The following is an 11,929-nucleotide window of genomic DNA, read 5'->3' on the forward strand; positions in this document are numbered from 1 at the left end:
CCCTTCTGGCAAGCTTTGGCACAAAGTTCCATATCAGTTTTGCGTGATTACTTAGTCGTCATCCTGAGCGGCGATGTAACGCCACCCATTCCCCCTCAATTTCAGGAAACTAAAAAGAGGAGGCAGTGGTTGCCATTCGTACGGAAATGGAAGGGTAGCGCAAGGATGAATAATCGCCCCATGGTGGTGGTGCAGTGTTGGGATGATGGAGTCGTGACGGACGTGCGGCTCATTGACATCTTTCGACGGCATGGAGCCAAAGCCACATTCAACCTCAATGCGGGCCTGCATGAAAAACATCGCCAGTTGGGCTGGATTTACGAAGGCAGGGAAGTTGGCAGGCTGGGATGGGATGAGATGAAAGAAGTCTATCAAGGCTTTGTGATCGCCAACCACAGCCTGACGCACCCGCACCTCGAGCAACTGGAGAGGGAAGTGGCGAGGCGCGAGATTGCTGAAGGGCGCGAGAAGCTGCAGCAGTTTTTCGGGCAACGGGTGTTGGGGTTTGCCTATCCATTTGGAACTTACAGTGAAGAAATCATGCAACTCGTACGCGAGACCGGTCATGTGTACGCGAGGACCACTGCTAATGTTGATTTCCCGTTCCCTCCAGAGAATGCGATGTTATTCCATCCATGCTGCCATTTTCTTGCGCCTGACCTGTGGTCGCGTTATGAGAGGGCGAAGGCGAGTGGAGTATTCTATTTCTGGGGACATTCCTACGAGATGATCACGGACTCGATGTGGCGTGAGTTCGAGGAAATCATAAAGCGAATTAGCGCCGATCCCGATTCGTGTTGGGGAGATGTGGCGGATCTGTTTGATGACGAAATGTGCAATGCAGTTACGCCGAACAAGCCGCACGCAAGCGGAGGGTAACGACGCACCGAATTAGTGCCCTTAGGCGGCAAGACTTCATCTTGCGTAAGATGAACGACTGCGGGAAGGTTATAGGCGGAACGGTGACAGAACGAAAAGGCGCGTTACAAGATCAGTGCGCTCGTCTTCACCGACATCAACCAGAAACTGATGGAAATCGTTGAAGCGCATCTGACCATTCCACGTTGGCATGGCCTGCGGGTGGTGGCCGGCGATGGCAGTGTCGTGCGCTTGACGATGATTAGTTGAAAACAACATTTATTTGTCAGCAAGGGAAAAACAATCAACCTTTGACCAAATCGGAGCTGGCCACAACAACATCAAGCTATTGATTTTGTTCGTCCCTCTTCAGGGAGGCTGCGCGCTGTCTTTCGTGATTTTCGTGGATAGACTGAGGTTTTTTAGATACTTATCAGGAGAGATGCCCAGCAGGCCGCATGAATAGGCGATCTCCAACCAATAGGCCTGAAGAGTGCCGTATTCATTGGCTCGGCAGCGCATATCATTGCAGACAGCCAATTGGCGCGGCTTTCAGGCTGGCACCTTGATTATCCAAAGAACTTCAGTTGTTCACCTCAAAGGTGAGGTTTTCAGGATGAGCGGTCTGGTTTTATATTTTCACAACCTCTCAGAGCTCAACCAGTCCGTGCTTGATGGCGAAGTGAATCAGTTCGGTGTTGGTGTGCAGGCCCAAGGTCTCCATCATCTGATACTTGTGGAACTCGACCGTCCGGGCCGAGATTGAGAGTTTGGCGGCGATCACCTTCGCCGAAGACCCCTCCGCCAGGAGTTGGAGAACCTCACGCTGCCGCAGGGTGATGGAACCGAGCGGGTCGCCGGAACTCTCCGGCCCGTTCTTCATCCCGTCCAGAACCTCCCCCGCCAGTTGCGGCGTGAGGTAGGTCCTGCCCTCAAGTGCGGCGCGGATGGCAACGATCAACTCAATTGGAGCCGAGTGCTTGAGTACGAAGCCCGACGCCCCGGCATCAAGCGCACGCCGGGCAAAGCTTGCATCCCGGTGCATGGTGAGAAACACGACAGGGACTCGATCTCCGCCTTGCCTCAACTGAACCAGGGCGTCGATGCCATTGAGGTGCGGCATGGTGACATCGGCGACAATCACGTCCGGACGCAACGTCCTGGCCGCCTTGACCAATGCGCGCCCATCGGCCACCACACCGACGAGATCGAACTCAGGATCAAGCAGACTCTTCAGCGCCTCGGCCACCAGGAGATGGTCGTCGGCGATGAGCACCCGCGGAAGACGCGGAGCACTCATCGAGCCTCGCCTGCTGCGGGAACCCAGGCGACGATGGTCGTGCCCCGGCTTGGTGCGCTTTCAATGTCAAGTGTGCCGTGCGCCAGCAGCACCCGTTCGCGCATACCCACCAGGCCGAGTTGCATCCGCGCTCGCGGATGCTCCGGATCGAAGCCGATGCCGTCGTCACGGACAGCGAGAAGCAAGCCGCCGTCCATCTCGCGCAGCGTGACACTCGCAGCGCAGGTACCGGCGTGGCGTGCCACGTTGTTCAGCGCCTCCTGCGCCAAGCGGAACAAGCAGAGTGCCGCGTCCTTGCCGACGACGGTGGTCAGCGGCTCGATGTTCGCCGACAAATCGAGCCAGCCCTGGCGAAGCCGCCGCTCGCACTCCGCCCGCAGTGCCTCGGCCAGTCCCAGTTCCTCCAGGACAGACGGGTGCAACTGGTAGGCCAGGGAGTGGACGTCTTCGCTTAGGCGCGTGAGCCCCTCGCGAACTGCCTGCATCGCTTCTGCCTGCGTAGCGCCCAGCGTGGAGAGTTCAATGCGTCCGACTTCGATCGCCAGAACGGCAAGCCGCTGCGTCACGTCGTCGTGCAACTCGCGCGCGAGCAGTGCGCGCTCATCCTCCTGGGCGCGGATCAGGCGCCGGCTCAGATCGCGCATCTCGTTCTCGACTTGCTTGCGCTCCGTCACGTCGCGCAGGACGCCATAGGTGTAAACCGCGCGTCCGCTGGCATCGCGCCGGGTGACACCAGCCAGGTGCTGTATCCACTTCTCTCCCTGTGCCGGATGCAGGTAGCGGTACTCGATCGAGAGCCGTTCCATCCTCCCGTCGTGCAATTCCCGACGCTCGTCCAGCATGCGTTCGCGGTCGTCGGGATGCAGATGCTCCATCCAGAACTCCAGGGCGTCAAGACCCCGTTCCCGTTCCGGGGGGATACCGCACAGTTGGCGTAGTCGATCGTCGACGTAGGTGGCCTTTTCGGCAAAGTCCACCTCGTAGAACGCGAGTCCAGCGAGTTCGGCTCCCGCCGCCAGGCGAGCCTCGCTTTCCTGCAGGTTCTGATCGTGGCGCCGACGGGCAAGCGCGTTGGTGAATACTTGCGCGACCAGTTGCAAGCGCATCACCAGCGCGTCCGTCCAGCCACGCTCAGCCAGCAAAGTATTCAGGCTGAGGGCGCCTACGGGCGGCTCGCCTCCCACCGCGAGGGGGATAGTCAGATTCGACTTGATACCCAAAAGGCGACCGTTTTCCCGGTCGACGGCGGCTTCCGCCGGTAATTCCTCCAGCGAAGAAATGACAACCATGCGTCCTGCCAGCATTTGCTGGCGGCACCAGGGGAAAAGCTCCTGACGTAGCGGCTCGTGAGGTTGAAAACCCTCCTGGGCGTAGTAGAAGTGGGTGGGCGTTATGACCGCCAGGGGCGTTCCCGACCATTGCCAAAGCACTGCGTAATCGATGCCGACAAGCTCGCAGATAAGGCGCAATGCGTCTTCGATCTCGCTGTCCACCTCGTCAGGAGTCCGGTTGATGAACCTGGAAGAGAGGTCAGAGATCAGCGTCTCGAATTCGAAACGCTCCTCCCGGCGCTCGGCAACGGGCCAACCCCCACCGAAAACCTGCGGGTTCAATTTTGCATCGATTGCTGAATTGATAAGAAACTCCTGTAGCGCATCATCGGACTGGTAGCAATGGACAAGCCCTATGCCCGAAGGTTTCGCAACACAGAAGAGCAAGCCCCCGAAAACAGTATCGGCGGCACAATCGTTCGCGCGCAGATGGCCACGCTCTCGGCCGAAGAGACAAGATGCGCAGCGGCTTGCGACAAAGAAGGACCCACCACCACTCAACCGATCGGCTGTCGAACCCAGGCCGGTGGCCCGGGACCCCGTATTTTCCCATCATCACCCACGTAATATCCCGAGGTCACAACCCTCCGGATCGAGCATAATCTACACTTGGCGATGAGTAGTGTCAAACCGTCATCACGGCAAGCAATGTTGCAGAAACAAGTTCCTTGAAGAGCCAGAAGCAAGCGACGGGAGCGAAGATGACGTATTTTTTATTGTGTGGCCTGGATACGACGGTCGATGACAAAAGCCTTTCTTTCCAACTTCAAGGAGCCAATCATGACTGACAAAAAAAAGAACAAGGATCTACCGGCAAGTGAAGAATCCCCAAAAGAAGCACTTGATAACAAGACCTACGAAAAGGAACTCAAAAAGCTGCATGTGGAACTGGTCAAACTGCAGCAGTGGGTGGTAGCCAAGGGGCTCAAGGTGTGCATCGTCTTCGAGGGGCGGGACGGCGCCGGCAAGGGCGGTACCATCAAGGCCATCACCGAGCGGGTAAGTCCGCGCGTGTTCCGTGTCGTCGCACTGCCGGCACCGACCGAGCGGGAGAAAAGCCAGATGTATGTCCAGCGCTACATCGGCCACTTTCCGGCGGCGGGCGAGGTCGTGATTTTCGATCGCAGTTGGTACAACCGGGCCGGGGTCGAGCGTGTGATGGGTTTCTCAACGCCAGAGCATGTAAAAAAATTCCTCGGCGCGGTACCGATGGTCGAGCGCGCGATGATCGAATCAGGAATCATCCTGCTGAAATACTGGCTTGAAGTCAGCCCGGAGGAACAGGAACGCCGCTTGAGCGACCGCATCAGCGATGGCCGCAAGGTGTGGAAATTGTCGCCGATGGACGTGAAATCGTTCACTCGCTGGGACGACTACACGGAGGCGCGTGACGATATGTTTGCCGCCACCGATTCATCCTGGGCGCCCTGGTATGTCGCGCTTTCCGAGGACAAGAAGCGGGTGCGACTGAACGTGATCAGTCATCTGCTGAAGCACGTGCCTTACGAGGAAGTTCCGGCCGAAAAGGTCACCCTGCCCAAGCGCAAGATTGGTCGCTACCAGGCCGTCGACTATCCGTTCAAGTACGTTCCTGAGTATTTGCCATAGCAAGGCAATCCAGTAGAAATTTTGCGCTTGTCACCCCCGAAACACTGTAACCGGAGCCACCGCCCGCTAAAGGCAATACCCAGCGCAAAGAGGCAGAAAATGAAGAACCGCCCGCCCGAACCCAGCGACGATTTGCATCTGCTCCAGAATCCGCCTGACTTCTCGCTCGTCCTGGGCGGGCCACTCTTCCAGCTTCTGCGCCGGGCGCACCTGTCCGACGATGCGCTGATGATGGTGCGCCAACGCATCATGGTTATCGCGCTATTTGCCTGGCTGCCCCTGTTGCTGCTTTCCACCTTGGAAGGACATCTGTGGGGCAGCAGTGGAGCCGTGCCGTTTCTGAAGGATATCGAAGTTCACATCCGCTTCCTCGTCGCCTTGCCCCTGTTGATCATTGCCGAACTTGTGGTGCATCGACGCATGCGTCCTTTGTTGCAGCAATTCATTGAACGAAATCTGATTCCAGAGAACGCCATGGGGCGCTTCGAAGCGGCCATCGCATCGGCCTTCCGGCTGCGCAACTCGGTACTCGCCGAAGTGCTGCTGATTATCATCGTCTACGGGATCGGCATCCTGATCGTCTGGCGCTACTACATCGTGCTCGACACGGCGACGTGGTACGCGACACCGTCGGACGGTGCCTCAAAGCTCTCGCTCGCTGGAATGTGGTACGGCTACGTGAGCCTGCCGATCTTCCAGTTCATGCTGTGCAGATGGTATTTTCGATTGTTCATCTGGGCGCGCTTTCTCTGGCAGGTTTCGCGCATCGACTTGAGCCTGATTCCTACGCATCCGGATCGCGTCGGCGGCCTTGGCTTCCTCGCCAACTCGGCCTACGCCTTCGCCGTGCTGGCAACAGCGCACGGTGCGCTGCTTGCCGGGCAACTCGCCAACCGTATCTTCTTTCTCGGCGCCGCCCTGACCGACTTCAAGGCCGTGATCGCCATTCTGGTCGTTTTTCTGCTCTGCCTGGTCATCGGCCCGCTCCTGGTGTTTGCCTTTCAGCTTGCGCAGGCGAAGCGCAAGGGCCTTCGCGAATACGGCACGCTGGCCGAACGTTACGTGCGCGAGTTCGATACCAAATGGCTGCGCGGCGGCGCGCCAGCCGACGAAGCGTTGGTCGGTAGCGCCGACATCCAGTCCCTGGCCGATCTGGGCAACAGTTACGAGGTGGTGCGGAGCATGCGCTCCGTGCCGGTGACGAAGGAGACCATATTTCAACTCGCGGCCGCCACCCTGGCGCCGATTGTGCCGCTGGCATTGACCATGATGTCGCTGGAAGAACTGCTGAAAACGCTGTTCGGCGTGTTGTTCTAGAGAAATTTTTGGTGGCAATGCACGCTGACCGGGGCCAAATCCTGGAGCGGGGAGGAAATCATGTCAAGACCAGGTAACCCGAGCCAGCGACTGCGACTCGCCGTGGCGCTGCCGATGCTGGCGCTGCTGTCGGCCTGTGCCAGCATCGGATCAGTTGCAGAGCCAGGTGAGCCTCCCGAACACCGGCGAATGCCTTTGTCGCAGCGCATTACAGCCAGCACTGGTTCTGGATCGACAACCGCGACTACCGATCCAAGAGCATTTTCAGCTTCATACTCTTGCTGACTTCGCTCGCTGAAACCTGCGTGACGCCACAAGCTCCGGTAATTACCGTGCCTGCCGGCTGAACTGGAGATGAAGCCGACATCTGGCCATTGCCCCCAAGGTTGCCGAGACTTTTTAGCCTGGCGGTCGGAAAGTCCAGGCGCAGGCCTGTGGGTGTAACATGACGCCCGGCAGTGGCAGGCCGCAAGCGACCATCTATTCCATCTGCCGCTAGTTGGGCGGATCACGCCAGGAACTGACCGGCAGAAATGTCCGGGGAGACTGCCCCGCGCCATTCACTGACATTCGCTCACATAACGAACAAGAATTGACGAGATGACCGCCAACGCTGCCAACGCATTCCACAACATCGTCCAGGTAGAAACCAGCCTGTGGGAAGCCGCCGACCAGCTCCGCGCCAACTCCAACCTCACCGCCACCGAATACTCCATGCCGGTGCTCGGCGTCATCTTTCTGCGCCACGCCACCAACCGCTACCAGTTGGCGCTGCAGGCGATTGAAGCGGACCAGGCCGCAGGCATCATGCCCAAGCGCCCCTTGGGCAAGGCCGACTTCATCAAGCGCCGGGCGCTGATGTTGCCCGAGATAGCGCGTTATGAAAGCCTGCTCAAGCTGCCCTCAGGCACCAGCCTGGGCGGCGCACTGGTCGCCGCGATGAACGCCATCGAGGCCGATTTTCTCCCGTTGAGCGGCAGCCTGCCCAAAGACTACGACCGCTTTGACAACAAGCTGCTCGAAAACCTGCTGCGCTGCTTCGACTCCCAAGCCCTGCGCACTGCGACGGGCGACGTGTTTGGCCGCATTTACGAATACTTCCTGATGAAATTCGCCATGCAGGGAGCGCAAGACAACGGCGAGTTCTTTACCCCGCCCTCCTTGGTGCAAACCCTGGTCAACGTGATCGAACCCGATCACGGCGTGGTGAGCGATCTGGCCTGTGGTTCGGACGGCATGTTTGTGCAAAGCAGCCACTTCATCGAGCAAGAAGGCTTCGAGACCATGAAGCGCGTCACCTTCTATGGTCAGGAGAAAACCCCCAGCACCATCCGCCTGGCCAGGATGAACCTGGCCGTGCATGGCCTGGAGGGCGACATTCAGGAGGCCAACACCTTCTACGAAGACAAGCACCGCCTGCAAGACGGCCGCCCACTGTGGGGCAATGTCGACTTCATGATGGCCAATCCGCCGTTCAATGTGGACAAGGTCGATGCCGAATCGATCAAGACCGACCGCCGCCTGCCTTTTGGCTTGCCCGGCGTCAACACAGACAAGCAGGTTTCCAACGGCAACTACCAGTGGATTTCGTACTTTCACAGCTACCTGTCGCCCACCGGCCGGGCCGGCTTCGTCATGTCGTCGCAGGCCAGCAGCGCCGGCCATGGCGAGAAAGAGGTTCGCCGCAAGCTGGTAGAAACCGGCGATGTGGACGTAATGATCGCCATCCGCTCCAACTTCTTCTACACCCGCACCGTGCCCTGCGAGCTGTGGCACTTTGACCGCGCCAAACCGGCCGAGCGCAAAGACCAGGTGCTGATGCTCGATGCGCGTAATGTATACGCTGGCTGGCGTAGCCATTGAAGCCAAGGACATACTTATCAACATCACTGGCGCTTCAGTTGCGCGGTGTTGCATGGCACCAGAGCGCTATCTTCCTGCCCGCGTGAATCAGCACGTAATGATCATTCGGGTCGATCCGGGAAAAGCCGATCCATTCTTCGTACACAAGGCCATCAACAGTGATGAACAAAAGCGGTAGCTACTGAGTTACGCTCAGAAAGGCTCAACCCGAGAAGCGCTAACGAAAGAAGGCATGGCTCGTTTTGAAATCACCGTGCCGACAGCATTACTGATGCGCCAGTTTGGCGAGATAGCCGCTTCATCATTCAAACAACGTGAAGTGCTCGCGCAACAAAACCAAAAACTCCTCGCCGCACGCGACCTGCTGCTACCGCGCCTGATGAGTGGAGAATTGGCGGTATGAGCATCGAAGATCAGCATACCGACCTCAAATCCCTGCGCACCGTCACCGGCAAATCCGCAGACTGGGAAGCGTTGGCCAAAGACTGCGTGTGCTTTGCCAACGGCGCGGGCGGCCGCTTGTTGATTGGTATCGAAGATGACCAGTCTTTGCCGCCGGCCGGTCAGGTGGTGCCACCGGAGGTGCTGGACCGCTTGCGTAAGCGCATGGGTGAATTGACCGTGAATGTGCAGGTGCTGCCGAGTCTGCAAAGAGCAGCCAACGGCGGCGAATTCATCGAACTGGCCATCGACCGCTCCCCCGGCGTGGCGTCCACCCGGGATGGCCGTTATTTCCTGCGGGTGGGCGATACCTGCCAGCCAGTACTGGGCGACGATGTGCTGCGTCTGGCCAATGAGCGGCCCGGTCGGCCGTGGGAAGCCATGGACAGTGGCGTGCCACGTGGCGCCACGGATGCCGACAAGTTGGCCGGCTTCATTCAAGGCATCGTGGCATCGGGCCGGGTCAAGGATTCGGTCAAGGAAAAAGGCGCTGATGCCTTGCTGACCCATTACGGCCTGGCCAACGACGCCAACAAAGGCGGCACCCTCACCCGCCTGGGCGTGCTGCTGCTGGGCAGCACCGCCGACCGCCGCGCTTTGGGCACCGCGCCACTGGTGCAGGCCATCAAGTTCGACGAGCGTGGCGAAAAAATCAACAAATGGGTGTGGGATGACTGCGCCCTGTCACCGGTGGAACTGGTCGATGCCGTGTGGCGCGAGGTGCCTGATTTCCGCGAAAGCTACGAGGTCGCCGAGGGTCTGTACCGCCGCAGCGTACCGGCCTATGATGAAAAAGTGGTGCGCGAGTTGCTGGTCAATGCGCTGGTACACCGGCCCTATACGCAGCAGGGCGACATTTACCTGAACCTGCACCCGGAGCGGCTGGAGGTGGTCAATCCGGGCCGATTGCCGCTGGGGGTGACACCGCACAATATGCTGCACGCCAGCCGCCGCCGCAACGAGGGGCTGGCACGGGTGTTCCACGATCTGGGCCTGATGGAGCGCGAGGGCAGCGGTTTTGATCTGATCTACGACCGGCTGTTGTCCCAGGGCCGCCCGCCACCGGTGCCCGAGGAAGGCACGGACTGGGTCAAAGTGACGATTCAGCGGCGCATTGCCAAGCCCGACGTGATGCGACTACTGACCGAGGCCGATGCCCGTTTCCAGTTGCCCCAACGCGAGCGCATCACCTTGGGGGTATTGGCTCAGACAGAAGGCATGACGGCTCGCGAATTGGGGGCTGTGTTGGAAGCAGAAGGTGGAGATGCCTTGTCGGTGTGGCTGGGGCGCCTGGTTTCGACCGGTTTGGTGCTTACCTCCGGCAAAACGTCCGGCATGCGTTACTTTGTCGCACCGGATTGCTTGCGTGGCGCACAGATCGACCACAAGACAACTTTGAGCCGAATCACGCCGCACCGTTTGCATGCGCTGATTTTGGAAGACCTGGCGCGTTACCCGGAATCGTCGAGCGCTGACATCAACCGGCGCATAGGGGGCGAAATCTCTGCCAAAACCGTCAAGCGGGCGTTAGACGAATCGGTGGGCAGAGGTGAAGTTGCCTATTCCGGAGACCGACGCTGGCGGCGTTACCGCTTGAGTGGTGATGGTTCTAAAGGACAAATGGGCGGGAAGTTTTCATGAAATCTATTGGCTTTGGTCTGCATCTCCTTTCCAACCAATTGATTTCAAATTGCTTTTATAAAGGACATGCTTTGAATTTGTCCTTTATAAAGCATGACCTTGTCCGATAGATCTCATGGCCTACACCGACATCAATAGCGAAGACCGACTGGTTCAGAAAACCTTCGCCTCCCATCTGGAGTCGGTGCTGGGCTGGGACAGTCTCTATGCCTGGAATCAGGAAACCTTTGGCCCCACCGGCACCCTGGGCCGCACCAGCGAGCGCGACGCGGTGCTGGTGCGCGACTTGCGCGCGGCGCTGATCAAGCCTGTAAATACACTGTTCGAAGGCAAGCATTTTTTGAGGTTTTCCATTGAGTGGAGAATTGGCGGTATGAAAACTCAGCCAACCTTTGCATATTCACAATTTTGTATGTACATTTGCGTATGAATCCTGGCTTTGCATGGGATGCCGCCAAGGCCAGCGCCAACCTGCGCAAACACGGGGTGAGCTTTGAGTTGGCGCTGCGTGTTTTTGCGGACCCACTGGGTTTTAGCCACCAGGATCGTAATGAAGGCGGCGAGCAGCGCTGGCAAACCTTGGGCATGGCTGATGGTGTGTTGCTGCTGCTGGTAGCGCACACGGTAGAGGACCAGGACGACGGCGAAGTGATCCGCATTATTTCTGCCCGAATGGCAACGCGAAAGGAGCGACACGACTATGAGCAAAAAAACAGTTAAGACGACATTCGATTTGGTCAATCCACCGCCACTGACCGAGAAACAGCGTGCAGAAGTCGCTGCGTTGCAGGCAATGTCTGACAGCCAAGTGGACACCAGCGACATTCCCGAACTGCCCCCGGAATTCTGGCAAAACGCGGTGCGCAACCCGTTTTATAAACCCACCAAAAAAGTCACCACGGTGCGCGTGGATTCCGATGTTTTGCTCTGGCTCAAGTCCAAAGGCAAAGGCTATCAGACGCGCTTGAACGTGATCCTGCGTGAGGCCATGCTCAAGGAAGTCGGCAAAGTCTGAGAGCCTGTGAAAAAAATCAAAAATCCACCGCAAAGGCGCAAAGAGGCAAAGAAAACGCAGAGGAACCCTCTTGTTTGCAAAGTTTTCTTTGCGAAACCTTTGCTCCTTTGCGCCTTTGCGGTGGGGGCTAGGTGTTTTTTCACAGATTCTGGGATCTACTAAAATGAATCACGGCTACTCAAGCACCCTTCAAGAAACCCGATAGGGGTAGAGAAGGTCGCTCGCCCTCCCCTCCCTCCGAACCGTGCGTGCGGTTCTCCCGCACACGGCTCTCCAGTCGGTGGTTTCCTCATCGGGATTGGCTCGCTGACATTCGGGCTTCGGCCATCGTGAAAAGACCCAGTCCAGCGAAGTAGGCATTTGGCCATCGTTTATGATCGGCGTGACATTGTCCCAGACCCGGGCGCTTGCCCTGCTTGCGCAGGATCGCCCGCAGTCGTCGGCGGATGAATCCATCCAGCCCTGGAAACGTCCAGCGACAAGCATGCTTGAAGTAGCCATATCCCCGTTTTATCAAACTTGCGTTTGCGGATCGTTTCCAATCCGTTCTGGCCT

13 protein-coding genes are annotated in these 11,929 nt (G+C 58.2%); 10 read left to right on the forward strand and 3 right to left on the reverse strand.

Annotation, left to right across the window (positions count from 1 at the left end):
* Window positions 1–879: polysaccharide deacetylase family protein (locus ACOYNV_RS21750; protein ID WP_422901907.1), on the forward strand; the 879-nt coding region annotated here is incomplete at its 5' end.
* A 628-nt stretch (window positions 880–1,507) separates the two neighbouring features.
* Here the strand turns inward: ACOYNV_RS21750 and ACOYNV_RS21755 are convergent.
* Complete coding sequence (locus ACOYNV_RS21755) at window positions 1,508–2,158, reverse strand: response regulator (protein WP_422901908.1); 651 nt, start codon at window positions 2,156–2,158, stop codon at window positions 1,508–1,510.
* Window positions 2,155–3,771 (reverse strand): PAS domain-containing protein, encoded by a 1,617-nt coding sequence (locus tag ACOYNV_RS21760; RefSeq protein ID WP_422901909.1) that lies wholly within the window; start codon window positions 3,769–3,771, stop codon window positions 2,155–2,157. Before ACOYNV_RS21760 ends, ACOYNV_RS21755 begins: the two co-directional genes overlap by 4 nt.
* Window positions 3,772–4,269: 498 nt before the next feature.
* Here ACOYNV_RS21760 and ppk2 point away from each other — a divergent pair, with 498 nt between their 5' ends.
* From ppk2 to ACOYNV_RS21805, 9 genes are all read left to right on the forward strand, one after another.
* The gene (gene ppk2 / locus ACOYNV_RS21765) at window positions 4,270–5,097 is read left to right on the forward strand and encodes a polyphosphate kinase 2 (RefSeq protein ID WP_422901910.1); all 828 of its coding nucleotides are present in this window, start codon (window positions 4,270–4,272) and stop codon (window positions 5,095–5,097) included.
* A 99-nt stretch (window positions 5,098–5,196) separates the two neighbouring features.
* The gene (locus tag ACOYNV_RS21770) at window positions 5,197–6,414 is read left to right on the forward strand and encodes a hypothetical protein (protein WP_422901911.1); all 1,218 of its coding nucleotides are present in this window, start codon (window positions 5,197–5,199) and stop codon (window positions 6,412–6,414) included.
* A gap of 600 nt (window positions 6,415–7,014) precedes the next feature.
* Window positions 7,015–8,277, forward strand: a complete 1,263-nt coding sequence (locus tag ACOYNV_RS21775) for an N-6 DNA methylase (protein ID WP_422901912.1) — start codon at window positions 7,015–7,017, stop codon at window positions 8,275–8,277.
* Window positions 8,240–8,455, forward strand: coding sequence for a hypothetical protein (locus tag ACOYNV_RS21780; RefSeq protein WP_422901913.1), 216 nt, complete (start codon window positions 8,240–8,242; stop codon window positions 8,453–8,455). Before ACOYNV_RS21775 ends, ACOYNV_RS21780 begins: the two co-directional genes overlap by 38 nt.
* 54 nt (window positions 8,456–8,509) lie before the next feature.
* Complete coding sequence (locus ACOYNV_RS21785; RefSeq protein WP_422901914.1) at window positions 8,510–8,680, forward strand: hypothetical protein; 171 nt, start codon at window positions 8,510–8,512, stop codon at window positions 8,678–8,680.
* Entirely contained in the window at window positions 8,677–10,359 is a 1,683-nt protein-coding gene (locus tag ACOYNV_RS21790) for an ATP-binding protein (RefSeq protein ID WP_422901915.1), read from the forward strand. Before ACOYNV_RS21785 ends, ACOYNV_RS21790 begins: the two co-directional genes overlap by 4 nt.
* Before the next feature lie 115 nt (window positions 10,360–10,474).
* Window positions 10,475–10,789, forward strand: a complete 315-nt coding sequence (locus ACOYNV_RS21795) for a hypothetical protein (RefSeq protein WP_422901916.1) — start codon at window positions 10,475–10,477, stop codon at window positions 10,787–10,789.
* Window positions 10,786–11,079: a BrnT family toxin gene (locus ACOYNV_RS21800; protein WP_422901917.1), complete on the forward strand. Its 294-nt coding sequence runs from the start codon at window positions 10,786–10,788 to the stop codon at window positions 11,077–11,079. The genes ACOYNV_RS21795 and ACOYNV_RS21800 overlap by 4 nt, the downstream gene beginning before the upstream one ends.
* Window positions 11,060–11,374: a BrnA antitoxin family protein gene (locus tag ACOYNV_RS21805; RefSeq protein WP_422901918.1), complete on the forward strand. Its 315-nt coding sequence runs from the start codon at window positions 11,060–11,062 to the stop codon at window positions 11,372–11,374. The genes ACOYNV_RS21800 and ACOYNV_RS21805 overlap by 20 nt, the downstream gene beginning before the upstream one ends.
* Before the next feature lie 289 nt (window positions 11,375–11,663).
* On the opposite strand, the gene ACOYNV_RS21810 is transcribed toward ACOYNV_RS21805, so the two are convergent.
* Window positions 11,664–11,929, reverse strand: a 266-nt coding sequence (locus ACOYNV_RS21810; RefSeq protein WP_422901919.1) for a hypothetical protein, incomplete at its 5' end; no start/stop codon positions are given.

The organism is Propionivibrio sp. (assembly GCF_049316945.1).
Lineage (GTDB): Bacteria > Pseudomonadota > Gammaproteobacteria > Burkholderiales > Rhodocyclaceae > Propionivibrio.